The organism is Marinobacterium iners (genome assembly GCF_017310015.1).
GTDB lineage: Bacteria > Pseudomonadota > Gammaproteobacteria > Pseudomonadales > Balneatricaceae > Marinobacterium > Marinobacterium iners.
Genome location: NZ_CP022297.1, coordinates 1,651,438 through 1,677,086 on the forward strand (window position 1 = coordinate 1,651,438; position 25,649 = coordinate 1,677,086).

General features: G+C 56.8%; 15 protein-coding genes. 10 read left to right on the forward strand and 5 right to left on the reverse strand.

Annotated elements, in window-relative coordinates:
- Positions 1–3: 3 nt before the first annotated feature.
- Positions 4–867, reverse strand: coding sequence for a prephenate dehydratase (locus tag CFI10_RS07980; protein ID WP_206842043.1), 864 nt, complete (start codon positions 865–867; stop codon positions 4–6).
- 113 nt (positions 868–980) lie between these two features.
- Here CFI10_RS07980 and CFI10_RS07985 point away from each other — a divergent pair, with 113 nt between their 5' ends.
- From CFI10_RS07985 to CFI10_RS08015, 7 genes are all read left to right on the forward strand, one after another.
- Positions 981–3,053, forward strand: a complete 2,073-nt coding sequence (locus CFI10_RS07985) for a sensor histidine kinase (RefSeq protein WP_206841157.1) — start codon at positions 981–983, stop codon at positions 3,051–3,053.
- Positions 3,053–4,420 (forward strand): sigma-54-dependent transcriptional regulator, encoded by a 1,368-nt coding sequence (locus CFI10_RS07990; RefSeq protein WP_091826939.1) that lies wholly within the window; start codon positions 3,053–3,055, stop codon positions 4,418–4,420. The genes CFI10_RS07985 and CFI10_RS07990 overlap by 1 nt, the downstream gene beginning before the upstream one ends.
- 184 nt (positions 4,421–4,604) lie before the next feature.
- A complete protein-coding gene (locus CFI10_RS07995; protein WP_091826940.1) occupies positions 4,605–5,633 on the forward strand; it encodes a TAXI family TRAP transporter solute-binding subunit in 1,029 nt (342 codons plus the stop codon).
- A gap of 92 nt (positions 5,634–5,725) precedes the next feature.
- Positions 5,726–7,882: a TRAP transporter permease gene (locus CFI10_RS08000; protein ID WP_206841158.1), complete on the forward strand. Its 2,157-nt coding sequence runs from the start codon at positions 5,726–5,728 to the stop codon at positions 7,880–7,882.
- Complete coding sequence (gene lhgO, locus CFI10_RS08005) at positions 7,875–9,074, forward strand: L-2-hydroxyglutarate oxidase (protein ID WP_206841159.1); 1,200 nt, start codon at positions 7,875–7,877, stop codon at positions 9,072–9,074. The genes CFI10_RS08000 and lhgO overlap by 8 nt, the downstream gene beginning before the upstream one ends.
- A 129-nt stretch (positions 9,075–9,203) precedes the next feature.
- Complete coding sequence (gene alaC, locus CFI10_RS08010; protein WP_091827032.1) at positions 9,204–10,433, forward strand: alanine transaminase; 1,230 nt, start codon at positions 9,204–9,206, stop codon at positions 10,431–10,433.
- A gap of 340 nt (positions 10,434–10,773) precedes the next feature.
- Positions 10,774–14,520, forward strand: coding sequence for a GGDEF and EAL domain-containing protein (locus CFI10_RS08015; protein WP_206841160.1), 3,747 nt, complete (start codon positions 10,774–10,776; stop codon positions 14,518–14,520).
- Positions 14,521–14,531: 11 nt separating this feature from the next.
- Here CFI10_RS08015 and CFI10_RS08020 read toward each other — a convergent pair whose 3' ends face one another.
- Genes CFI10_RS08020 through CFI10_RS08035 form a run of 4 tightly spaced genes read right to left on the reverse strand, consistent with a single transcriptional unit; the run spans position 14,532 to position 21,644 of the window.
- Positions 14,532–17,753 carry an efflux RND transporter permease subunit gene (locus tag CFI10_RS08020; RefSeq protein ID WP_206841162.1) on the reverse strand — a complete coding sequence of 1,074 codons (3,222 nt, stop codon included), beginning with the start codon at positions 17,751–17,753 and terminating at the stop codon, positions 14,532–14,534.
- Positions 17,750–18,799 (reverse strand): efflux RND transporter periplasmic adaptor subunit, encoded by a 1,050-nt coding sequence (locus tag CFI10_RS08025; protein WP_206841164.1) that lies wholly within the window; start codon positions 18,797–18,799, stop codon positions 17,750–17,752. Before CFI10_RS08025 ends, CFI10_RS08020 begins: the two co-directional genes overlap by 4 nt.
- 53 nt (positions 18,800–18,852) lie before the next feature.
- A complete protein-coding gene (locus tag CFI10_RS08030; protein WP_206841166.1) occupies positions 18,853–21,006 on the reverse strand; it encodes a putative bifunctional diguanylate cyclase/phosphodiesterase in 2,154 nt (717 codons plus the stop codon).
- 5 nt (positions 21,007–21,011) lie between these two features.
- A complete protein-coding gene (locus tag CFI10_RS08035; RefSeq protein ID WP_206841167.1) occupies positions 21,012–21,644 on the reverse strand; it encodes a histidine phosphatase family protein in 633 nt (210 codons plus the stop codon).
- A 132-nt stretch (positions 21,645–21,776) separates the two neighbouring features.
- Between CFI10_RS08035 and CFI10_RS08040 the strand changes: the two genes are divergently transcribed.
- The 3 genes from CFI10_RS08040 (at position 21,777) to CFI10_RS08050 (ending at position 25,579) form a co-directional block, all read left to right on the forward strand.
- Complete coding sequence (locus CFI10_RS08040) at positions 21,777–22,352, forward strand: uracil-DNA glycosylase family protein (protein ID WP_206841168.1); 576 nt, start codon at positions 21,777–21,779, stop codon at positions 22,350–22,352.
- 78 nt (positions 22,353–22,430) lie between these two features.
- Entirely contained in the window at positions 22,431–25,292 is a 2,862-nt protein-coding gene (gene rapA, locus CFI10_RS08045) for an RNA polymerase-associated protein RapA (protein WP_206841170.1), read from the forward strand.
- An 89-nt stretch (positions 25,293–25,381) separates the two neighbouring features.
- Complete coding sequence (locus CFI10_RS08050) at positions 25,382–25,579, forward strand: putative motility protein (protein WP_091826950.1); 198 nt, start codon at positions 25,382–25,384, stop codon at positions 25,577–25,579.
- Positions 25,580–25,649 lie beyond the last annotated feature (70 nt).

The window sequence follows — 25,649 nt, forward strand, 5'->3', positions numbered from 1 at the left end:
GGACTACAGCTCCAGACTCAGGTGGCTGAAGCGGAAAGGGTGGGCTGCATAAGTACCGATCACGCGCACCTCTTCTGCGAAGAAGTTCAGTTCCTGTAGCGCGAACTTCATCGCCTGCTCATGCGGGTGACCTTCAATATCCAGGTGAAAGCTGGACACGGTCATGGTTTCAGAGGCCATGTAGCTTTCCAGCTTGACCATGTTCACTCCGTTGGTGGCAAAGCCGCCCAGTGCCTTGTACAGCGCAGCCGGGATGTTGCGCACACGGAACATGAGGGACGTGATGTAACGCACATCCTTCTCCAGCGGCGGCATCATCTGGTCGCGTGACAGAATCATGAAGCGGGTAGTGTTGCCGGTCTTGTCCTGAAAGTTTTCTCGCAGTACTTCCAGCCCGTACAGCTCGGCCGCCAGACTGGAGGCGATGGCGCCATGACCCGGGGTACGCTTTTGTGACAACTCATCGGCAGAGCCTGCGGTATCCAGCGCGGCAACCGGCTCAATTCCGAGGCTGCGGATGTTTTCGGCACACTGTGCCAGTGCCTGAGGATGCGACGAGACCGTTTTCAGGTCTTCGATGCGGGTGCCCGGCAGCGCCAGCAGGCAGTGGTTGACCGGTTCAAAGTGCTCGCCAATCACATGCAGGCGCGTTTTCGGCATCAGGCGGTAGATCTCTTCAACCCGGCCGGCGGTGGAGTTCTCCAGCGGAATCATCGCCAGTCGCGCTTCGCCGCGCTCGACCATAAACATCGCTTCAACAAAGCTTTCGCAGGCGCGGGGCGCCAGCTCCGGGTGCACGTGGCGGCAGGCAAGATGGGAATAGGCCCCTTCGTGGCCCTGATAGGCGATAATGGTGTTGGCGGTCATGGTATCCATACAGACTGAATAGAATGGGGCCGCTATTATGGCACAGGCGTTGATCGGCTGAAAAAAATATCTGCCTTTGCTAAGGTTCCGCGCCTGCCCAAGAGAGACTGCCAATGCCCGAACGTGCCACGTCTTCAAAATATCGCCTGTCGCTTGGCCTCAAAATTCTGCTGTATAGCCTGCTGTTTCTGTTGCTGGCCTGGTGGGGTGGTCGGGTTGCCTATGATCGGGCCATGCAGCAGTTGCATGTGGAAGGTTCCGATCGGTTGCTGAACAGCATCGGCCAGCTGCGCCGCAGTCTTGGTCAGTACAACTATCTGCCCTTTCTGGTTGCACAGAACCTGCAGGTCAGAGACTTTCTGCGCCAGCCGGATGAACATAACCGTACTTTGGTGAACCGGGTACTGGAGCAGTTCAACCTGGTGGCCGGCTCTACGGCTCTGTTTGTGCTTGACCCTACAGGAGAGGCGCTGGCATACAGCAACTGGCGTGATGAAAGTTCACAACAGTTGCGCTCTCAGTGGCAGCAGCACTATTTCCAGCAAGCGCTGGCGGGAGAGCAAGGGCAGGAACTGCAGTATCAAGAAGATCTGGAAACCGCGACTTTTTTCATGTCAGCGCCGATCTATGATGGCGGGTTGGTGGGGGTAGCCGTGATTCGGCTGGATGTACCCCGGCTGAGTGAACAGCTGACGACGGACCACCCGTTGCTGGTGGTGTCACCCACGGGAGAGCTGGTATTCAAGTCTGATCTGGGGTGGCCGCTGGGGCAGCTGGAGTCCCGGCTGTTGAGTGATGGTACCCGTCTGCAGCTTGTGCCGCATGAAGACTCCATGGCAATCATGCATCGAGTTGAGCTGGATGATTTGGGCTGGCAGGTGAGTACGCTGACCGATATCCGTCCGGCCAGGCAACGTGAGCAGTTGGTGGTGGCCTCGGTACTTTCCGGCGGGGTGGCGCTGGGTCTGTTGCTGCTTTACCTGCGTGAGTCACGCCAGAAACGTCGGCTCCAACTGGAGAGACTGCAGGAGCGGGCACGCAGTGAAGAACAGCAGCGTGACATCATCAATACCGCGCAGGTTGGTTTGATACACATTACGCCTTCGGGCCAGGTTGAGCTGGTCAACCCGATGGCGATGCAGTTGTTTGGCGTTTCGGCGGAACAGATTCGGCACCAGCCGGTGCTGAATCTGCTGCGGGCCGGCTTTTCGGCTCGGCCGCTGCAGCAGGCGCTGGGTGCATTGGGCAGCGAACGCTTTCAGCCGCTGACCGGGCTGGAAGTGGTCGGCCAGCGTGCGGATGGCAGTGAATTTCCCATGCTGATCTCGATTCGGCAGATGGATCGACACCCTGAGCTGGGCTATCTGGTCACTCTGATCGATATCAGCCGTCGCAAGCGGTTGGAGCAGGCGCTTCGAGAAGCCAACGAGTCGCTGGAACAAAAGGTGGTTGCACGCACCCAGGCATTGCAGGAAGCTCAGGCGGAGCTGGTGCAGGCTGGAAAGCTGGCGGCGCTGGGGCGGATGTCGGCTTCTGTCGTACATGAGCTCAATCAGCCGATGACCGCCATGCGTACCTATCTCGCCATTGCTGAAAAGCAGCTGGATAATCCTGATGCACTGGTGCGTAACCTGCGCCAGCAACAGCAGCTGCTCGACCGCATGGCGTTGATTACCGGGCAGCTGAAAACCTTTGCCTATCGCAAACCGGAGCGTATCGATCCGGTGTCGCTGCAGCAGGTGATGGAACAGGTGCTGCAGCTGTTTCGTGGTCGCTTCGAGGAGCTGGATCTGCAACTGCATTTTGATCCGCCGCCGCCTGACATGAAAATTGCCGGTGATGCCGCACGCTATGAGCAAGTGATGATTAATCTGATCAAGAACAGCTGCGACGCCATGTCGACACGACCCGGTGAGCACCACCTCTGGATCAGTGTGCAGGCCATAGAGAACGGACAGATGCTGCTGGATGTGCGAGACAACGGCCCCGGCATTGAGCCCGAGCATCGCACTCAACTGTTTGAGCCCTTCTTCACCACCAAGGAGGTGGGCCAGGGACTGGGGTTGGGCTTGGCAATCGTACACAGTATTTTGCGTGACCTCGGTGGCAGTATCGAACCTGTTGATCAGGCTGAAGGTGCCTGTTTCCGGCTGAGCATGCCGCTTTACCAACCAAGGAGCGAATAATGATTGATCAGGGCCGCGTACTGCTGGTGGATGATGAGGCGATGGTGCGTGAAGCAACTGCCCAGTGGCTGGAGCTGTCCGGTTTCAGTGTGGAGTGTTTCAGCCGTGCTGAGCAGGCGCTGGAGCGGATAGATCCGTTCTGCCCCGGCATTCTGTTGACTGATGTGCGCATGCCCGGCATGGATGGCCTTGAGTTGATGACCGAAGCGCTCAAGCGTGCACCGGATCTGCCGGTGATTCTGCTCACGGCACATGGCGATGTGGATATGGCTACGGCGGCCATGCGCGAAGGTGCCTACGACTTTATCGAAAAACCCTTTGTGCCCGAGCGCCTGGTGGAGCGGATTCGCCGAGCCTGTGAAAAGCGACGGCTGATGCTGGAAAACCTGCGCCTGCAGCAGAGTCTGGCCAGTCGTTCGGTGCTGGAAGCGCGTCTGATCGGCATTTCACCGGCCATTCAGCGCCTGCGGCGAGAGCTGCTGGCGTTGGCCGAGCTGGATACCAATGTGATCATCTACGGTGAGACCGGTACAGGCAAGGAGCTGGTGGCGCAGTGTCTGCACGAGTACAGCATTCGAGGCAAGAAGCAGTTCGTGCCAATCAACTGTGGGGCCATTCCCGAAAACCTGATTGAAAGTGAGTTGTTTGGGCATGAGGCCGGTGCGTTTACCCATGCGGCCAAGCGCCGTATCGGCAAGTTTGAGTATGCCAGTGGCGGTACCCTGTTTCTGGACGAGATTGAGAGCATGCCGCTGCACCTGCAGATCAAGTTGCTGCGGGCGCTGCAGGAGCATGTGATCGAACGGCTGGGTTCCAATACATTGATTCCGGTCGATCTGCGTGTGGTGGCTGCTGCGAAGGTGGACCTGCGTGGCGACCCCAATTTCCGTGAAGACCTGTTCTATCGTCTCAGTGTCTCCGAGCTGCATATTCCGCCACTGCGTGAGAGGATCGAGGATGTGCCGTTGCTGTTTGCTCATTATGCCGGCCGCGGCGCTGATGAGCATGACCGTGAAGCGCGCCAGCTTAGTGATCATGATCTGGATGCGCTTCAGTCCTACGCCTGGCCGGGTAATGTGCGTGAGCTGAAGAACATCGCCATCCGCTACGCCGTGGACCCGCGTGCCAGCGTGGCCGAACTGCTGTCGCGCCAGACGCCGCTGATCAGTGCACCGCTGGCCGGGCGACAGACCCTGTCGTTGGCTGTTCGAGTGGCTGAATACGAGTCGCAACTTATTCGTGAAGCGTTGGAGCGGCACCAGGGCAATATCAAGGCGGTCATGGATGAGCTGGACCTGCCACGCCGGACGCTGAACCAGAAAATGCAGCGTTATGGCCTGAATCGCAGTGATTTTACAGCGCAATAAGCGATTTTTTGCCTATGCTCAGAGGGCTTAATAGGCGAAATTTAGCTCATCAGGTCAGTGTTGTATGCTGAATGTATATGTAAAACAAAGGGTTGTAAGGGTCGAGTGAGTTGGCCCGGTTCCTGCTTTGTTATTCAGGTCACTAACAACAACGACTGATGACATAACGATAAGGGATACCAAGATGAATCAGAGCAAACGCACCCTGATCAAGGCAATGGGTCTTACGCTGGCCATGGCAACCGTTGGCGGCGCTGCCGGTCTGGCACAGGCTGAAGAAAAACGTTCCTACATCATGGCCACCGCATCCACCGGTGGCACCTTCTACCCGGTTGGTGTTGCGATCGCGACACTGGCGAAGGTGAAGCTGGAGCCTACCATCGGCATGTCCGTTTCTGCCATCAACTCTGCCGGCTCCGGTGAAAACATCAAGCTGATGCGTGAGGACCAGGTTCAGTTCTCGATCCTGCAGGGGCTTTACGGTGCCTGGGCCTGGAACGGTGAGGGTGAGTTGAAAGAGTCCGGCAAGCAGGAGTACCTGCGCTCTGTCACCATGCTGTGGCAGAACGTGGAGCAGTTCGTGGTTCGCACACCCTATGCGAAAACCGGCACCATCATGGACCTGAAGGGCTTTGAGGGCGAGAAGTTCTCCATCGGACCGAAAAACTCAGGCACTGAAGGCTCCGGCCGTACCATTCTGGGCAATTTGGGTATCGACCCGGACAGCTTCAGCCTGGCCTACATGGGTTATGGCCCGTCGGCTGATGCGATGCAGAACGGCACTATTGATGGCATGAACATTCCGTCGGGCGTTCCGACCTCAGCCATCACCCGAGCCTATGCCGCCATGGGTGGTGATATCACCACGCTGGATTTCACCGACGAGCAGATGAAGCAGGCCAACGGTCGCTATGACCTCTGGACCCGTTATGTCATTCCGGCCAACACCTATCCGGGCCAGACCAAAGAGATCAACACCATTGCCCAGCCCAACTTCCTGGCAGTGAATGCGGACGTGTCTGAAGAAGACGTTTATCAGCTGACCAAAACCATCTATGAAAACCTGACCTTCCTCAACGGTATTCATGCCGCTACCAAGGCGATGGCACTGGAAAAAGCGATCGCTGGCATGCCGGTACCGCTGCACCCGGGTGCGGTGCGTTACTACCGTGAAGCGGGCCTCGCAATCCCGGATCACCTGATCGCCGAGTAAGCCAGGCTTGCTCACCAGTCTGTCGATTGCACCCCCGTCAGAGGGCGGGGTGTGCAGTTGTGGTGAATACCGAATAACAGAGGACCGAGTCGATGACCTCAACGCAGCTGAATGATCAGCAGACCGCCGAGCGCCTCAAAAGCCTTGAGCTGACCAAGCGTGACGCAAATTCCGTCAGTGGGCGCTTCATTTACTGGGGCGGGGCACTGTTTGCGCTGGCCCACATCTATTTCAACACCTTGGGAACGCTGTCAGAGCTGTGGGTGGCGGCGATCCACTTTGCCGGTTTTGCATTGATCTGTGCATTGATGGTGCCGATGAGCCGCAAGGCTGGCGACTCGAAGCTGATGCTGGGGTTGGACCTGCTGATCGGTCTGGCGGCGGTGGGGACAACTGCTTATCTGATGCTGTTTGAAGATGCGCTCTATGCGCGTGGTGTCAACTTTATCACCACGGATTGGATCGTATCAATTATCGCCATTGCGATTGCACTGGAGTTGACACGCCGGACTACCGGCTGGTTCATTCCCTGTCTGATTCTGTTTGCCCTGACCTATGTGTTTTGGTGGGGGCAGTATGTACCGGGCATGTTCAACTTTCCGGGCCTGAACCTGGAAACCGTGCTGTACCGGAGTTTCTTCTCGTCCGAGGGGATGTTTGGTTCCATCGCCATGATCTCTTGGACCTATGTGTTCATGTTTATTCTGTTCGGTGCCTTTTTGGTGAAATCCGGTGCCGGTGACTTCATCATCGACCTGTCACGCGCTGTGGCCGGCAAAATGGTAGGTGGCCCTGGTCTGGTGGCCGTGTTTGGCTCGGGCCTGATGGGCTCGGTGTCCGGTTCATCCGTTGCCAATACGGTATCCACCGGTGTCATCACCATTCCGTTGATGCAGAAGGCCGGGTTTCCGCCGCGTTTTGCCGCCGGTGTTGAGGCAGCGGCCTCTACCGGTGGTCAGTTGATGCCACCGGTGATGGGGGCAGGTGCGTTCATCATGGCGTCTTACACCCAGATCCCCTATGTCACCATCATTGGGATAGCGGCATTGCCGGCGTTGCTGTATTTCCTGTCGGTCGGCTTCTACGTGCGGGTTGAGGCCAAGCGCAGCCATGCCCATGCGATTGAGATGGATGCACGCCCGGTGGGTGAGGTGTTCAAGGAAGGCTGGCACTGTCTGTTGCCGCTGGTGGTACTGGTTACCCTGCTGGTAAAAGGTTTTACACCTACCTATGCAGCCGGTATTTCCATTCTGTCCGTGGTAGTGGCGTCCTGGCTGTCGCCGCGCAAGATGGGACCGCGAGCGATTGTCGATGCGCTGGCACAGGGCTCAAAAAACATGGCCACCACCGCCATGCTGCTGATTGCGGTCGGACTGGTGGTGAATGTGGTCTCCATGACCGGCATCGGCAATACCTTCTCATTGATGGTGACCGACTGGGCCGGTGGCAGCCTGCTCATCACGCTGGTGCTGGTGGCGTTGGCATCGCTGGTATTGGGGATGGGCCTCCCGGTCACGGCCGCTTACATCGTGCTGGCGACCCTGTCGGCGCCGGCACTGTATGGCCTGATGGCCGAGCGGGAACTGTTGCAGCTGATGGTCAGTGGCAATTTGCCGGAAGCGGCGCGTACCATTTTCATGCTGGTGGACCCTGCCAGTCTTTCCGCATTGGCCGCGCCCATGAGCGAGGCGCAGGCGATGGGCCTGCTGGAACAGGTGCCGGCAGACTTCAAGGGGCAACTGCTGGAGCAAGCGATGGCACCCGAAAGGCTGGCCATGATCCTGCTGGCGGCCCATATGATCATTTTTTGGCTGTCGCAGGACTCCAATGTGACCCCTCCGGTCTGTCTGACAGCCTTTGCGGCGGCGGCAATTGCCCGTACACCGCCCATGGCGACCGGCTTCACCGCCTGGAAAATCTCCAAAGGGCTGTATGTGGTGCCTCTGTTGTTTGCCTATACCCCGTTTATTGGCGGCAGCTGGGTTGAAGTACTGACCATTTTTGCCTTTGGTATTCTCGGCATGTATGCCTTTGTCGGATTCATGGAAGGCTATCTGGAAGGGCGGCTTAACCTACTGTTGCGTCTGTTCAGCGGTGTCTGCGCTATCGGTCTACTCTGGCCTCATGGCCAGCTGGCCTATGACTTGGTGGCTGCCGTGGCGTTTGTAGGCTTGTTTCTGTTCAGTCGTCGCTATGGGGAAAAGCCGGCCACCGGTGCCGCTACAGAGGCGAGTGCGAACCATGCATGACTATATTCTGATCGGCGCCGGCATTCTGGGGCTGGCAACGGCTCTGGAGTTGCAACAGCGTTTTCCGGGCAAGCGGGTGTTGGTGCTGGAGAAAGAATCCGCTCCGGCGCAGCATCAGACCGGCCACAACTCCGGCGTGATTCACGCCGGGGTGTACTACAAGCCCGGCAGTCTGAAGGCGCGTTTCTGCAAGGCGGGAAATGCCGCTACCAAGGCCTTCTGCCGTGAACACGGCATTCCGTTTGATGAATGCGGCAAGTTGCTGGTCGCGACCAATGCGCAGGAGCTGGAGCGGATGCAGGCATTGATCGGACGCTGTGCCGAGAATGAGTTGTCGATCGAGGTGCTCGATGCCGACCAGCTCAGGGCGCGCGAACCCAACATCACCGGGGTAGGGGCTCTATTCGTGCCCTCGACCGGCATTGTCAGTTACGCCCGCATCTGTGAAAAGATGGTGGAACTGGTACATCAGGCCGGTGGCGAGGTGCGCTTCAACGCCAAGGTGAGACGGATCGAAGAGCACGGGTCCGGTGTTCAGGTGGAAACCGATGCGGAACTGTTCAGCGCAGAGCATCTGATTGCCTGCGCCGGACTCTGGGCGGATCGGATGGTCAAAATGCTGGGGCAGACGCCGGACTTTCGCATCGTGCCGTTTCGGGGTGAATACTTCCTGTTGCCGCCCGAGCACAACCGGATTGTGAACCACTTGATCTATCCCATTCCCGACCCCGATCTGCCGTTTCTGGGCGTACACCTGACGCGGATGATCGATGGCACCGTCACCGTTGGCCCCAATGCGGTGCTGGCGTTCAAGCGAGAAGGTTACCGCAAGCGGGATCTGAGCCTGTCCGAAATGACCGGCATGTTGAGCTGGCCCGGATTGCTCAAAATGCTGGGACGCAACCTGAAGCCGGGACTGGCCGAGATGAAAAACAGCCTGTTCCGCAACGGCTATCTGCAGCTGGTACGCAAGTATTGCCCACAGCTGACCCTGGCGGATCTGAAACCCTACCCGGCCGGGATGAGGGCGCAGGCGGTGGCGCGGGATGGTTCGCTGGTGGATGACTTCCTGTTTGTGAAAACCGATCGCGCACTGGTGGTGTGCAATGCACCTTCCCCAGCAGCAACCTCTGCCATTCCCATTGCGGCACATATCGTTGATCAGTTAAGCGCTAAATTGAATGAGTTGTGAAGCCTGCAGAGTCTTTGCAGAAGGGACTGGCGTCCGCGGCTGATTGCGGATAATCTCGGTGTCACAGCCATGCGCACATGGCTGGCGTCGCTCGGACGGTTCCGGGCGCTGACGTTTATCGAGGCTTATATGACTGACAAGACCGGTGTGCAATCCGTACGCCATTTTTCCCGTATTGATCGTCTTCCCCCCTATGTGTTCAACATCACGGCTGAATTAAAGATGGCCGCTCGTCGACGTGGCGAGGATATCATTGACTTCAGCATGGGGAACCCTGATGGGGCCACACCTCCCCATATTGTTGAAAAACTCTGTGCCGTTGCCCAGCGTGATGATACCCATGGCTACTCGACATCACGGGGTATCCCGCGTTTGCGCAGAGCCATAGCCAACTGGTATCAGACGCGTTATCAGGTCGATATTGACCCTGAAGATGAAGCGATTGTCACTATTGGCTCCAAAGAGGGTCTGGCTCATTTGATGCTCGCAACCCTGGATCACGGCGATACCGTGTTGGTGCCCAATCCAAGCTACCCAATTCATATCTATGGTGCCGTAATTGCTGGGGCTCAGGTCCGCTCGGTTCCACTGGTGCCGGGGGTAGACTTTTTTGTCGAGCTTGAGCGGGCCATCCGCGAGTCGATCCCGAAACCCAAAATGATCATTCTGGGCTTTCCCTCCAACCCCACCGCACAATGTGTTGAGCTGGATTTCTTTGAGCGTGTTGTCGCGCTGGCGAAGCAGTATGACATTATCGTGGTGCACGATCTGGCCTATGCCGATATTGTCTATGATGGCTGGACCGCGCCTTCGATCATGCAGGTACCCGGTGCGCGAGATGTGGCCGTTGAGTTTTTTACGCTTTCCAAGAGCTACAACATGGCCGGGTGGCGTATCGGGTTCATGGTGGGTAACAAAGAGCTGGTACATGCGCTGGCACGTATCAAAAGCTACCACGATTATGGCACCTTCACTCCCTTGCAAGTGGCGGCCATCGCGGCACTTGAGGGCGATCAGCAATGTGTGCGCGATATCGCCGAGCAATATCGGCAGCGCCGAAACGTGTTGGTGAAAGGCCTGCATGAAGCGGGCTGGATGGTGGATAACCCCAAGGCGTCCATGTATGTCTGGGCCAAAATTCCGGATCACTATCGTGAGTTGGGATCGCTGGAATTTTCCAAAAAGCTGCTGTCCGATGCCAAGGTGTGTGTATCGCCGGGCATAGGTTTTGGTGACTACGGTGACGACTACGTGCGCTTTGCCCTGATTGAAAACAGGGATCGTATTCGACAGGCTGTCAGGGGAATCAAGGCCATGTTCCGTCAGGATGGAGTGTCGGGTAAGGATGAGACACCTTGACGTCAAGGTGACATATTCGGGCTCTTGAGGATTATGAGCCAGTGAACGAAGTCAGCCGTAGTATATTCAGCGATGCTAATACCTGATTATTATCAACGGCTGACCCGTATCTTGCTTGCGACAGCTTTAAACGCTTGTTGTCTGACCTTTAATTGGTTAGTTTGGATGGCCAAACGGATTGCAGTAGTTGGAGCGAGCCTTTAGATGGCGCTGTTTAAGACCATATCCGCAACCTCATTTATACGGCACGGATCGTGCTCGTTACACATATGTTCAAGGATTGAACACACTCCTCGCACCAGACGAAACTCGTTCGGGTCCTGCTGTTTTGGTACGGCCCATGATTGATATGTGGCAGCATCGTCTGTCGCTGCGCCAACTGAGCCGGCTGTTGATGGCTGTGGTCCTGTCCATGGTACTGGTGATGACAGGGCTTGCTTCCGTGGTTGCCAAAGGTCCCGAGTTTGAACGGGTGTTCCGTGAGTCCGGTGTCATGATGCTGCTTATTGAACCGGACACCGGCAGCATCGTTGAAGCCAATGATGCCACGGCCGAGTTCTACGGGTATTCGACTGAACAGCTGGAACAGATGACCATCCAGCAGATCAATACCTTCACTGCCGAACAGGTGGCAGAAGAACGGATTTTGGCGCAGGCTGAGGGCCGCAATTACTTTCTTTTCCGTCACCGCCTTGCCAGTGGCGAAATTCGAACCGTAGAGGTTCACTCCCGCCCTTACCATTTCAACGAGCAGAACCTGCTGTTCTCCATCATCAACGATATTACCCCGGGCCGGCATGAAGCCCAGGATCTGTGGCACTACCAGGAGCGTCTGGAAGCGATGGTGGACGCTCAGGTAAATGAACTGGAGCGCAATCGTAAGCTGCAGATCTGGCTGCTGGCGGGTGCCCTGTTGATACAGGCGGTGGTCATTACTGCCCTGGCTCTGAATATCCAGCGGCGACGTCAGCTGGAGCGGGAGCGACGCAGAACAACAGCGGCGCTTGAGCTGAGCAGTGAGCGCCTGAGGGAGGCTCAACGCATTGCCAGGGTGGGCAGTTGGGAATTGAATCACATCAATCAGCGTTTCACCTGTTCTGATGAGATGTACCGGCTGTTGGACCTTGATCCATCTGAGAGTGATTCCAGCTATCGCAAGGCGCTGTCGCGGCTGCACCCTGAAGACAGGCAGCGGATCCGGGATGTGTACAGTAAGGCGCTTAGAAGCGGGAAAACCTACGAGATCAAGCACCGGCTGTTACTGCCGGGTGATATCGTGAAACATGTCAGTGTATGTGCTGAAACCCTGTACACCCCCGAGGGTGAACCCGTGCAGACGCTGGGGACGGTGCAGGACATTACTGAGCAGCAGCTCACTCAGCAGGCGTTGACAGCATTGGCAACCACCTTTGCGCCGCTCGCCGGAGAAGCTTTTTATGAAGCGGTCTGTCGGCACCTTGTTGACGCTCTCGGGCTTGAGTATGCCTTTGTCGCGCGGTTTGAAAAAGACTGTGAGCGGGCCGAAGTACTGGCGGGTTGGTCCGATGAAGGCAGCATCCATTGTTTCAGCTATGACCTGCACGGTAGCCCTTGTTCTGATGTGTTGAAACAGCACCAACTTGTTTGTGCCACTGATATTCAGACGAAATACCCTGAAGATTACATGCTCGCGGAGATGGATGCACAAGCCTATATTGGCAGTGCGTTGCTTGATAAACAGCAGCAAGCGGTTGGGCTGCTGGTTGTTATGAGTCGAAAGCCGTTGCTGCAGCCACAGATTGCAACCAATCTGATTCAGCTCTTTGTAGACAGGGTCAGTGCCGAGATGCAGCGCAATGAGGCGGAGCAACTGATTGCACAGGCGGACCGCTATCGGCAGGTTGTGTTGAAGTTCTCCAGCCGATTCATCAACCTGCCGCTGAATCAGATTGAATCCGCTCTTGATGATGCCCTGTGTGAAATTGGCAGCTTCTTTGATGCTGACCGTTGCTACCTGTTCGAATATGACTTCGAGGGAAAAACCGCTTCGATGATGCTTGAGTGGTGCGCCGAGGGTGTGGAGCCAGGAGCACACAAGCTGCAGCAGCTCCCGATGAGTGAATTCCCCAACTGGATTGCCCTGCATGGAAGAGGCGAGCCGGTTGTCATAGCGGACCTGGAACAGGTTCCTGACCCTTTTATTGTCGAAATACTGAAATCACAGGGTACCAAAAGCCTGATCGGTCAGCCGTTGATGGTCAGGGGCCGCTGCACTGGGTTTATCGGTATATCCTCCATGCGCCACCGAGACAAGTTTGGCAGCGAAACCGTAGCCCTGCTGAAACTGTTTGCAGAGTTGCTGGTGAGCCTGAGACGCAGAGAGCTACATGAAAGCCAGCTGCGCTTGTCTGCAAGCGTATTTGATAATGCCAATGAAGGCATCATGATTACCAACCCTGACGGCAATATTGTCAGCGTCAACAACGCCTTTACCCGCACAACGGGCTATGATGCCGACGAGGTGGTGGGGCGTAACCCCGCCTTCCTCAACTCTGACCTTCAGGGTAAGCACTTCCATGACAGCATGTGGCAGGCTCTGCAGCGTGATGGCCATTGGAGTGGTGAGGTCTGGAACCGACATAAGGCTGGTGAGCTTTATGCCGTACTGCAGAAAGTAAATGCTTTTTATGACGAGGCCGGTCGCCTGCAGGGGTATGTGGCGCTGCTCTCTGATATTACAACCCTGAAGCTGCAGCAAAAACAGCTGGAGCAGATTGCCCACTTCGACCCGCTGACCGGCTTGCCCAATCGTACACTTCTGGCGGATCGTCTGCAGCAGGCCATGGCACAGGCCAATCGTCATGGCACCAGTATCGCGGTGCTGTTTATTGACCTGGATGGGTTCAAGGCCGTGAACGACACTCATAGCCATGCGGTGGGTGACCAGCTTCTGGTACAGGTAGCACGGCGCATGAAGCGAGTGATGCGCGATGAGGATACTCTGGCCCGTCTGGGCGGGGATGAATTTGTTGCCGTATTGCAGAACCTTGAGCATCCGGATGCGAGCACTCCGGTACTCGAGAGGCTTTTGCAGGCTGCTGCCGAGCCGGTCCAGTTGGATGAGCTTGAGCTGGCCGTTTCCGCCAGTATTGGCGTGGTTTTCTACCCGCAGCAGGAATCGCTGGATGCCGACCAGTTGCAGCGTCAGGCAGATCAGGCGATGTATCAGGCCAAGCAGGCGGGCAAGAATCGTTACCATCTGTTTGATGTAGAGCGTGATCGCGCAGTACGTGATCAGCATGAAAGTCTGGAGCGCATACGGGATGCCCTGTACAGCGAAGAGTTCAGGCTGTTTTACCAGCCCAAGGTCAACATGCGGACCGGTGAGGTAATTGGATGTGAAGCACTGATTCGCTGGCAGCATCCTGAACGCGGCTTGTTGCCACCGGCAGCCTTCCTTCCCGTGATTGAGAACCACCCCTTGGCAATCGAGTTGGGCCACTGGGTGTTGTGTACGGCTCTGGATCAGCAGGTCAGCTGGAAACAGGCTGGCATGCGATTGCAGGTGAGTATCAATATTGACGCCATCCATTTGCAACATGCCAGTTTTGTTGAGCGCCTGGACAAAGAACTGCAGCAGCGACCAACGATTCAGCCCGGAGATCTGGAGCTGGAAATTCTGGAAACCACGGCACTGGATGGCGTGGTGCAGATATCGGACATCATTACTGCCTGCCAGCGCCTGGGTGTGGGCTTTGCTCTGGATGACTTCGGTACCGGCTACTCGTCGCTGACCTACCTTAAGCGTTTGCCGGCTGAGCTGCTCAAGATCGACCGCAGTTTTGTGCGTGACATGCTTGATGATCCGGATGACCTGGCAATCCTGGATGGTGTCATCCGCCTGGCTCAGGCCTTTCGACGTTCTGTTATTGCCGAAGGGGTCGAAACTCAGGCCCATTGCCAGGCGTTGCTGGAGCTGGGCTGTGAGCTGGGCCAGGGGTATGCCATCGCCAGACCGATGCCGGAAGATGAACTGCCGACCTGGCTACTGAAGTGGTCAAAGCAGTGGCAAGCCGAAGCTGAAACTGAAACTGAAACTGCGCAGTGATTGCCGCCGCGTTATAGCCAGCGGCGGCGTGCAAGCACATAATACAAAAGCGGCACGACGATGATGGTCAGCAACGTCGACATGGCAAGACCAAACACCAGCGAGATCGCCAGTCCGTTAAAAATCGGGTCGCCAAGAATGAACCAGGCGCCCACCATCGCTGAAATGGCTGTTAGTGCGATGGGCTTGATTCTGACAGCTCCCGCCATCACTACGGCGTCTTCCAGTCCCATCCCTTCATCCTGTAACTGACGAATAAATACCACCAGCAGTATGGAGTTGCGCACAATGATGCCGGCCAGCGCGATCATGCCGATCATGCTGGTTGCGGTAAACTCTCGACCCAGCAGGGCGTGGCCAGGCAGAATCCCAATCAGCGTCAGCGGAATGGGGGCCATGATTACCAGCGGCATCAGGTAAGAGCGGAACTGGGCCACCAGCAGCACAAAGATCATGAACACGCCGACACTGTAGGCCAGTCCCATGTCTCTGAACGTCTCATAGGTGATCTGCCACTCGCCGTCCCATTTCAGTGTGCCAAGCTCCGGCAGGTCGGGCTGGCGAATAAAGAACTGTTCCGGCGCATCCTCCTGCTGATTCAGTGCATTCACCATGCGGAACATGCCATAGAGTGGAGAGTCGATCTCACCGGCCATGTCCGCCGTGACATAGGTTACCGGCAGCAGGTCCTTGTGATAGCGCGCTGCGTCCCAGTCTGACTCAACAATCTGTGCGAAGCTGGCCAGTGGTATCAACAGACCTTCACGGTTGCGCAGTTGCAGCGAAAGCAGTGCCGATGGCTGTGCTTTGTCGCCTTCATGCAGAATGACCCGAATTGGGACCGGATATTTGGCGTGTTCGTCATGCAGGTAACTCAGGTTGTTGCCGCCAAGTGCTGTCTGCAATGCTTGCACTACCTGTGCCTGAGAAACTCCCAGCCGGGCGGCGCGAGCGCGATCAACCACCAGCTGCCACTGTTTCGCCGGAGCTTCCAGTGTTGAATCGATATCGACCAGTCCCTCGATCTGCTGCATCTGCGCCATCAACTGGAGCGACAGCTCCGCACGTCTGGTTGCATCAGCGGCGTATACCTCGGCCACCAGAGGTGACATGACAGGCGGGCCGGGTGGGACCTCGACAATTTTTACCGAAGCGCCAAAAGGCTCGGCGATGGCCTGCAGGGGGTGACGAAGCGATTGAGCAATGTTATGTGATGGGCGCTCGCGCTGACTCTCAGTAACCAAATTGACCTGCAGATCTCCCTGCCAGGGATCGCTGCGCAGATAATACTGGCGTACCAGCCCATTGAAGTTGATCGGAGCCGAGATGCCGGCATAGCTTTGCCAGTTTGCAACTTCAGGTACCGTCTCAAGGTGTTGCCCCAGTGACAGCAGCAGGCGTTGGGTTTCTTCCATCGGAGCGGTTTCCGGCATATCGACAACGACCTGCAGCTCCGACTTGTTGTCAAACGGCAGCATCTTCAGAATCACCAGCTGGAACACCGGCAGGGCGACGGCCAGTAAGGTCAGGCCGATTACCACCATTGCCAGCAGTGCCCGGCGGCCCCGGTGAGCCCCCAAGAACGGAGTCAGCAGTCGGCTGAAAAGCCGGAGTGTAGTCGGGTTGACACCATCACCCGAGCTGCCGGTTTCATTGGCCTGTGCGCCCCGGCGATGGTGCAGCAGACGCAGGGCCAGCCAGGGGGCAACCACAAAGGCAACAACCTGTGAAATCACCATGCCGGCTGATGCATTAATCGGGATAGGGCTCATGTATGGTCCCATCAGACCGCTGACAAAAGCCATGGGGAGCAGGGCCGCCATAATGGTCAGACTGGCCATTATCGTTGGCGCCCCCACCTCGTCTACAGCAACCGGAATGATATCCTTCACCGGATGCAGGGAGTTCTGTATGCGCCGGTTGATGTTTTCGGTGATGACGATGCCGTCATCCACCAGTATCCCGATTGAAAAGATCAGTGCAAACAGAGAGACCCGGTTCAATGTAAAACCCCAGGCCCATGAAAACACTAGCGTCAGCAGCAGGGTTACCAGTACAGCAGCACCAACGATAGTGGCCTGGCGCCAGCCCATGGCAGCCAGCACCAACAACATTACGCAAAGAGTGGCTGAGATCAGGTCTGTAATCAGCTTGCGTGCCTTGACCGAGGCGGTCTCGCCATAGTTGCGTGTGATTACCACCTCAATGTCATCAGGCAGTGCGCGGTTTTTTAGCAGCTGTAGCCTTGCTTCAATGGCTTCGGTGATGTTAATCGCGTTTTCACCGGGCTGCTTGGCAATGGCCAGTGTTACGGCGGGATAGACCTGCCCGACAGTGCCGGACTTTGCCGCGCTTTTGCCCGGACCGAAGCCCAGCATGACGCTGCGATCGGGTACCGTACTGCCCCTGCTGATTTTGGCGACATCACGCAGGAAAACGGCGGCTCCCTGATGCATGCCGATCACCAGGCTGCGGATGCTTTCGACATCTTCCAGCAGCAGGCCTGCCTGCACCGGAATGGAGAGGTTGTCACGGGTAATTCTGACGGGCTGTGAGCTGCTGTTGGCGGCCTGCAGTGCAAGCGCGATATCATCCAGTCCAAGGCTATAGCCGGCCAACAGGGCAGGATCGAAGTGCACGTCAACCCGATCAGGCACACCGCCAACGGTGTAGATATCTCGCGTACCGGGTATCCGCTTCAGTGCCACCTCCAGCATGTGCGCCAGGCGGGTCAGCTCTTCGCCACCGTATCGCTGCTGCGGGTCGTACAGGGTCAGCGTCATGATCGGTACGTCGTCGATACTTCTGGGCTTGACCAGAGGCGGGCTGGCGCCAAGGTCGGCAGGCAGCCAGTCCTGATTGGAATACACCTGATTATAGAGTCGAACCAGTGCCTCCTGACGGCTGACGCCGACCTTGAACTGCACAGTGATCACGGCCTGCCCCTGACGTGATACCGAATAGACATGTTTGACGCCTTCGATCTCGCTCATCACCTGTTCGGCGGGCGTGGAAATCAGGTTCTCGACCTCTGCGGCACTGGCTCCGGGCAGGGCGACCAGAATATCGGCCAGTGTCACGTCGATCTGGGGTTCTTCTTCCTTGGGAGTGAACACCAGTACCAGAATACCGAGCAGTATGGCCAGCAGGGCCAGCAAAGGTGTCAGGCGCGAGTTCTGAAATACACGGGCGATCGCGCCCGAAGGGCCGACAGGAGGCAGTGAAGTGCTCAAGGCCGATACTCCTCGCCCATATTCAATGCAGGCTGTCCGCTGAGTTGCAACGGATTGGCCACTAAGCGCTCTCCCTCACTCAGGCCCGCGAGAATCTCGACCAGGCCACCGTTACGAACACCGGTGCGTATTTGACGCAAGCGAGGATTATCACTGCCATCGAGCACAAACACAGCCCTCAGCTCGCTGCGATGCAGCAGGCTGGTGACTGGAATCCAGAGCGCTTCACGAGTGGCAACCGGGAGGCTGACCTTGACCAGCATGCCCGGAAACAGACGTGCATCGGGTTCATCCAGTGTCATGCGCAGGCGGAAGCTGTGGCTTGTCGGGTTCGCATAGGGGTAGAAAGTCATTTTGCCGGTAGACAGCATATCGCCATCGGGCAGGGTCACGCGGGCCATTCGTTGCTCGCGGGCAATACCGGCATATTGTTGTGGCAGGTCTACCGCTACACGCAGCTGTTCCAGTGAAAGTCCGCTAAGAAGAGGCTGACCAGGATTGACGCTTTCACCCAGTTCTACATGGCGCTCCGTCAAAATACCCCCATAGGGAGCGGTAACACGGGTATAGTCCAGTTGCTTGCGGGCTTCGGCAACTGCTGCCTGAGCACCAGCCAGACGTGCTTCGCTGGCGCTGAGCTTGTTGCGAGCCTGATCCAGTGCCTGGTCCGCGATCAGACGTCGTTCATGCAGCGAGCGGCTGCGACTGAACTGCTGGCGCGCATCGGCAAGGCTCGCTTCGGCTTCAGTGAGAGCAGCCTGGGCCTGCTGCAGCCGCGCCTGCTGCTCGTTGTCTTCGAGCTGTACGATCAAGGCTCCGGCGGGTACTGAATCGTCCACGTCATAGGGCAGAGCGATGACGCGACCACTGGTTTGAGCCGAAACCGTGCTCTGTTGCACCGCTTCAATAACACCATCGAGCTGAACTTTTTCTTCCAGGGCACGTCGCTCGACTAAGACGGTCTCAATAGATTCGGCTGCGGTGACATGGCTTGCGAGGCCCAACAGCAGAACAGTAAGCAGGCGTTGCAGCGATGCAGGTAACATGAGAAAGCCCCTTTGAGTATATTAGATAAATCTAAATACAAAGTGGCAGATCGTCAATGGACGGGTTTCGGTCCTGCTTGCAGGAGCTGTTCACATTCAGTCAGTGGCAGGGGGCGAGCAAACAGATAGCCCTGATAGTGCTGGCAGCCATAGGCTTCAAGGATGGTGCGCTGTTGCTCGGTTTCGACACCTTCTGCGATAACGTCCAGAGACAGGGCGTGGCCCATGGCGATGATGGTCTTGATGATCATGGCATCGTCGTTGTCCGTATCTATATCACGCACAAAAGACTGATCGATTTTAATCTGGTCCAGTGGCAATCGCTTCAGGTACTGAAGTGATGAGTATCCCGTGCCGAAGTCATCCATCGAGAACTTAACTCCATGCTCTCGGAGCCGAGCCATCTTGCTGATGGTTTCCTCAACGTAGTCGAGAACGGTGGATTCGGTCAGTTCAATCTTGAGCTTGCCGGGCGGTACTGTACTTTGTGCCAATGTGGACTCAACCTCGTCTACAAAGTCGGGCTGTCGGAACTGGCGTGCGCTGACATTAACCGCGAGTTGCAGGTGAGCGGTGAGCGGGTTGCCTTGCCAGCGACAAAGCTGTTCACAGGCGGTTTTCAGAACCCAGCTGCCAATCGGTACAATCAGGCCGGTTTCTTCTGCCAGAGGAATAAACTGTGCAGGAGATACCAGTCCCTTTTCCGAATGACGCCAGCGCAGTAGCGCTTCTGCACCGATTGGCTGGCTGCGATGATCGAACTGCAGCTGGTAAAAGAGTTCCAATTCGTTGCGGTCGATCGCCTGGCGCAGTTCGTTTTCAAGTTCGGCACGCTGGCTGATTTCGGCCTGAATCTGTGGGTCGTAAAAGCTGACAGTGTTGCGACCGGCAGCCTTGGCCTGATACTTGGCCAGCTCCGCCTGCCCAAGCAGAGCTTCACTCTCAAACTGGCGGTCGGTAAACAGTGCAATGCCGATGCTGACGCTGAGGAAATGATTGAAGTCCTCGATTGAGTACTCGCCTTCAAGGCCGCAGCGCAACTCCTGTGCGATCTGCTCTGCTTCCCTTGCCGCCAGCGAGCGATTGCTTTGTGGCAGTTCGACCAGAATGGCAAATTCGTCACCGCCGACACGTGCCAGCAGGTCGCCTTCTCGCAATAGAGTGCGTATTTTTCGTGCAAGTTCAATCAGAAATCTATCGCCTGCCTGGTGGCCACGAAGGTCGTTAAGGAGCTTGAAACGGTCCAGATCGACCCATAACAGAGCGTAGTAGTTCTTCATCCTCTCGCTGCTGGTCAAGTGTATCAACTGCTCCTGCAGCATGCGGCGGTTGGGCAACTCGGTGAGTGCATCGTAAAAGATCAGACGATGATTGGCCTCTTCGGCCTGGATGCGGCGCACCAGATCATCACGAAAGCCCAAAAGCACGCCCGCAATGCGGCCAAACTCGCCCTTGGACTTGCGCTGCAGGCGCTCAATGGCGGGTAGCTTCAGGCTGGCATTCTGGTTGTACGCCAGTTGGCTTAGTGCGTCGGCGATGTCCCTTACTCGGCTGCTGATCATGCGGGCCACCACAATCACGATCAGGGTAATCACCAGTGCCGCCAGTAAGCTCATGACCAGAATGCGCAGGAATGTCTGGTCGTAACGGGTTTGGCTTTCCTGCTCTCGTTGCAGGGCACGCTCCGTCAGCAGTACCGAGATTCGGCCGGTAAATTGCGAAAATTCATTGTAACTTTGCTGTGCCGTGGCGAAGAAACGATTGGCGGTATCCGGATCAATGGCGGCAATCTCCGTGGCCATGATCACCATGTTGCGATAGGCTTCGAACTCTTCTGCCAGCCGAGTGACCGAATTGTGATTGACCTCCTTGAGCAGGCTGGACTGTCGCAGGGTTTCAACCCGGGTGTTTATTTCGGCCAATTCATCCACGAAATCCCGGTGGGCGTAATAGACTTCGACCTCAGTCAGTTCACGCTTGCGAGCCCCGTCCAGGACCTTGATGACACGGCTATGGAGGTGGGCGATATCACGATTAAAGCTGGCTTCCTGGTGGATGGTGGCAAGGTCCAGTGCCAGGGCTGCACTGCTGTCCTGTTGTTGCTGGCGTAGACTGTTCAGGGAGAGGTAGCCCAGCAGTATCCCCATGAACAGTACCAGCAGGGCGGGCAGGAGGAACATCATCAGAATGGTTTTGCCCGCGCGCATGAGGCTCAGTCCGCCGTTTTCAGCAGGTGGGCCCAGTGGTCGGGTTCGATGCTGGCAATATAATCAAAGCCACTGCCATCGGCATGGGGGCGAATAATGACCAGGGTGCCTTCGACCGGGAAGTACTGCATCACTTCAACCATGTTCGGGCCGTGGGCAACCATAATGCGATTGCTGCCCGGTATTACCGGCGTACTCATAAGTTCATGCGTGCGCGCAATGATTGGCTGTTTCTCACGGCTGGTCAGCGCTGCAACATACATCAAATTCTGATCTACGCGATAACCGTCGTCACCGAAGATAATGGCGGCTGTCTGGTAGGCTCGGCACAGTGGGCTGCTGTACACCTCGCTGAAAGGGATGTCGGCCAGATGAAACTGGTGGGCGACATCACGCATGATGTCACGGCCAGCATCGGACAGCGGGCGCTGCGTGCTGCAATCGTCAAGATCAATCGGCACCTGATCCGGTTGGCTGGAGTCGGTTGGGCCGTGACGAATGAACAGGACATACCCACCCTCACGAATGGCCTCCAGCTGGGCTGGAGTGGCGGGTGAGGGAGTGAAAGGTTCGGCCTGTGACAGTGTGGCCAGTGCCACAAGTACAAGACCCAGCAGCCGGTGAATCTGCTGTTTCATGAAAGATCCCTCTCGACAGACATGTTTGTATTATCGGACAGTACAACAAAACCCACGTATTTAAAATGGCTTCTACACGGGTATCAATATGATACAACGGGGCTGTGGAGAACAAAGTGGAGGACTTTGCTGATGTCACTGCCTGAATTGCTGCGGCAAGTGCGTGCCTGTCGTATCTGTGTTGACCAGCTGCCGCTTGGCCCCAGGCCAGTGGTGCAGGCTGACAGCAGGGCACGGTTGCTGATTGTCGGGCAGGCACCTGGAGTGAAGGTGCATGAGACCGGTATACCGTTCAACGATGCCAGTGGTGATCGCCTGCGAGATTGGCTTGGTCTGACCCGTGACCAGTTCTACGATCCATCCAGGGTGGCGATTGTGCCCATGGGTTTTTGCTATCCCGGCCGCGGCAAGTCAGGTGACAACCCTCCTCGGCCTGAGTGCGCCCCGGCCTGGCGAGCACAGTTGCTGGCGGAACTGCCTGACATTGAGTTGACCCTGTTGGTGGGGCGCTATGCTCAGGAATGGCATTTGGGCAAGGGTATGAACCTCACCGAGCGGGTCAGTCGTTGGCAGGAATTTGGACCAGCCCGCATACCCTTACCCCACCCAAGCCCGCGTAATAATCTGTGGTTGCGGCGCAACCCCTGGTTCGAGCAGGAATTATTGCCTCAATTGCAGCAGAGAATAGCCTTAATTGTGCCGGATTGAGCCACTTTGGTGATCAGGCTTTGAGTCTTGTCCGCCAAGCGCCTAAAATTGCCGACCTGAATTCAAGGGAGCCACATTTTGTCACTACCGCCATTTGTACCCGGACAGCGCTGGATCAGTAACAGTGAAGCAGAGCTTGGTCTGGGCATCGTCGTCGAATATGCCAACCGCCGTGTCGAGATCCGTTTTCCGGCTGCAGAAGAAACTCGTACCTATGCCGCCGATAACGCCCCTCTCAGTCGTGTTGCCTATGAACCCGGAGACCGGGTCTGCAATATGCTGGGAGATGCGATGGAGGTGGTTGAGCGGATGGAGCATAACCAGTGCTTCATCTACCGTGGCGTTGATGAGGCGGGCGAAGAAGTCATTTTGCCTGAACTGGAGCTTGACAGTGCCGTTCATTTCAGCCGACCACAGGAGCGGCTGTTTGCCGGTCAGATTGACCGCAATGGCCTGTTCAAGCTGCGCGTCGCAATACTTGAGCAACAGCATCGGCTTCGAGCTTCGGCTGCACACGGTTTGTTGGGTGCTCGTGTACAGCTGCTGCCGCATCAGTTCTATATTGCCAGTGAGCTGAGTCAGCGCCTGGCGCCGAGAGCGTTGTTGGCGGATGAAGTGGGGCTTGGCAAGACCATTGAAGCCGGACTTGTAATCCATCAGCGTCTGATCAGTGGGCGTGCCAGCCGTGTGTTGGTTGTAGTACCAGACTCACTGGTACACCAGTGGTTGGTAGAGATGCTGCGCCGCTTCAACCTGATGTTCACGCTGCTGGATGAGGCGCGCTGCGTTGATATTGAACTGAGCGGTCAGGCTAACCCGTTTGAGTCCAGCCAGCTGGTGATCTGCCCGCTGTCGCTTTTGACACGCTCGGATGCGCGCCAGCTGCAGGCCCAGGCAGCCGGCTGGGACTTGCTGGTGGTTGACGAGGCTCACCATCTGGGCTGGAGCCAGGAAGCGCCAAGCCATGCCTATCGTTCCATCGAAGCACTGGCAGAGAAGACGCCAGGAGTTCTGCTGTTGACGGCGACGCCTGAGCAGCTGGGGCCTGAAGGCCACTTTGCCCGTCTGCGCCTGCTTGATCCGGCCCGTTATCCTGATTTGCAGCAGTTTCTTGATGAGGAACACCGTTACCTGCAGCTGAATAGTCTGATCGAACCCTTGCTGGGTGATGACGGGGCCAGTGTCCTGCGGGCTGATGTGCACCTGCGTCAGGCTCTGGCTGAGCGCCTTGGCAACGCGGCGGTAGAGGATTGGTTGCAGCTGCCCGAAGCCCAGCAGTCACAGGCGCTGGATGGACTGATCCGTCAGTTGATTGATCGTCAGGGCACAGGGCGGGTTCTGTTTCGTAACACCCGCGATACTGTCAGTGGTTTTCCTCAACGCCAGTTGCAGGTGCATTCACTGGAAATGCCACCCGAGCTGGCCCTGTTTGATGAGGAGGTGGCTCCCGAGGCCTGGCTGCATCCGGAAAAAATCATCGGTGATGACTGGCTCGAAGTGGACTCGCGGGTTGAATGGCTGGTCGAGTGGCTGAGCCTGAATCGCAACCGCAAGGTATTGGTGATATGTGCTCATGCCGCTACGGCTGTAGCGCTGGAAGATCACCTCAATCTGCGTGAAGGTGTGCGTTCTGCCGTATTCCATGAAGGCATGAGTCTGGTCAATCGAGACCGTGCAGCGGCCTATTTTGCCGAAGAGGAATTGGGTGCTCAGGTGTTGGTCTGCTCTGAAATTGGCAGTGAAGGCCGCAATTTCCAGTTTGCCCAACATCTGGTGCTGTTTGATCTGCCACTGACGCCTGACCTGCTGGAGCAGCGCATCGGGCGTCTGGACCGTATTGGTCAGTGTGATGATATTCAGATCCATGTGCCTGTCTATACCGGCGGTACCAGTGAGGTGCTGCTGCGCTGGTATGACGAAGGACTCAACGCCTTTAGCCGTGTCTGTGCCGTGGGTGATGCACTTTACCGCCGCTTTGCTCCTCGACTGCTGCGGTGCCTGCAGCAGCCAGAGGATGCTGAGGCATTGCAGGCGCTGTTGGATGATACCCGACACGAACGTGAGTCAATGGAACTCGACCTGTCGAACGGTCGTGACCGGCTGCTCGAGTTAAGCAGTTGTCGGCCGGAGCAGGCCCAGCAGCTGCTGGATGAAGTGGCTGCGGCAGAAAACAGTCGTGAGCTGCAGGCGTTTGCGGAAAAACTGTTTGACCGTTTTGGCGTTGATACTCAACCGCACGGGCCGGACGGGCTGGTGTTGCACCCTGGTGATCACATGCTGTGTCAGCTGCCGGGCCTGCCCGAGGAGGGACTGACCCTCACGTTCAGTCGTGAGCGTGCGCTGGCAAGGGAAGATATCCAGTTCATGAGCTGGGAGCATCCTCTGCTGACCGGCACCATGGAGCTGATCGGTCGTGGTGAGTTGGGCAACAGCGCGGTGTGCACCCTTAAACTGCCGCCGCTGCAGGCGGGCACTTTACTGCTGGAACTTGTATATGAGCTGAGCTGTCCGGCACCACGCCAGCTGCAGCTGGAACGTTATCTGCCCAGTGGCAGCGTGCGTCTGCTGCTGGATCAGGAAGGGCGTGATCTGGCAGGCATGATCGGACATCAGCCATTGAATCAGCTGCTGGAAACAGTGACCCGCAATACCGGTCAGAAAATGGTCCGCCTGGCGCGGGAACAGATCAGTGCCCAGTTGAAACAGGCCGACCCACTGGTAGCAAATGCGCTGGTGAAGCTGCGTGGCGAAGCGCTGGAGCAGCTGAAACAGCAACGCAGTGCTGAATATCAGCGGCTGGCAGCCTTGGCAGAGGTCAATCCTATGGTGCGTCCTGAAGAGCTTGCCGCATTGCAGTCAGATACCGAGCAGATGGCTGCCGCGCTGGAAAGTGCCGAGCTAAGGCTGGATGCCATAAGGCTGATTCTTGTGCGTGAATAATCTTCATCAGCGGGATGGGCCCTAAGCTGTTATGTCACACACAGATGTCGTAGTATGGTGTCATATTCTTTAAGTAAAGGAGGGTATCCATGGATATCGCTTCAATGAGCACCGCCATGAGTAACATGCAGACTCAGGCGAGCCATGCCACCAAGATCAACTCGATGGTGAAGGACCAGATTGAGGCAACCGGGCAGCAGGCTCTGCAATTGATACAGAGTGCAGCACCCGTGCCTACAGTCGATCCGACCAGTTCAGTTGGACAGAATATCGATATTCGTGTCTGATTGCTGAATTGCCTCGCATCCAGCAATCAAGGCGCCCATGGGCGCCTTGATTGTTTCAGGGGGTAATGAT

Bases quoted from the DNA above. Each gene is read 5' to 3' on its own strand.
- CFI10_RS07980 (WP_206842043.1), bottom strand. From the start codon at position 867: ATGACCGCCAACACCATTATCGCCTATCAGGGCCACGAAGGGGCCTAT.
- CFI10_RS07985 (WP_206841157.1), top strand. From the start codon at position 981: ATGCCCGAACGTGCCACGTCTTCAAAATATCGCCTGTCGCTTGGCCTC.
- CFI10_RS07990 (WP_091826939.1), top strand. From the start codon at position 3,053: ATGATTGATCAGGGCCGCGTACTGCTGGTGGATGATGAGGCGATGGTG.
- CFI10_RS07995 (WP_091826940.1), top strand. From the start codon at position 4,605: ATGAATCAGAGCAAACGCACCCTGATCAAGGCAATGGGTCTTACGCTG.
- CFI10_RS08000 (WP_206841158.1), top strand. From the start codon at position 5,726: ATGACCTCAACGCAGCTGAATGATCAGCAGACCGCCGAGCGCCTCAAA.
- lhgO (WP_206841159.1), top strand. From the start codon at position 7,875: ATGCATGACTATATTCTGATCGGCGCCGGCATTCTGGGGCTGGCAACG.
- alaC (WP_091827032.1), top strand. From the start codon at position 9,204: ATGACTGACAAGACCGGTGTGCAATCCGTACGCCATTTTTCCCGTATT.
- CFI10_RS08015 (WP_206841160.1), top strand. From the start codon at position 10,774: ATGATTGATATGTGGCAGCATCGTCTGTCGCTGCGCCAACTGAGCCGG.
- CFI10_RS08025 (WP_206841164.1), bottom strand. From the start codon at position 18,799: ATGTTACCTGCATCGCTGCAACGCCTGCTTACTGTTCTGCTGTTGGGC.
- CFI10_RS08030 (WP_206841166.1), bottom strand. From the start codon at position 21,006: ATGCGCGCGGGCAAAACCATTCTGATGATGTTCCTCCTGCCCGCCCTG.
- CFI10_RS08035 (WP_206841167.1), bottom strand. From the start codon at position 21,644: ATGAAACAGCAGATTCACCGGCTGCTGGGTCTTGTACTTGTGGCACTG.
- CFI10_RS08040 (WP_206841168.1), top strand. From the start codon at position 21,777: ATGTCACTGCCTGAATTGCTGCGGCAAGTGCGTGCCTGTCGTATCTGT.
- CFI10_RS08050 (WP_091826950.1), top strand. From the start codon at position 25,382: ATGGATATCGCTTCAATGAGCACCGCCATGAGTAACATGCAGACTCAG.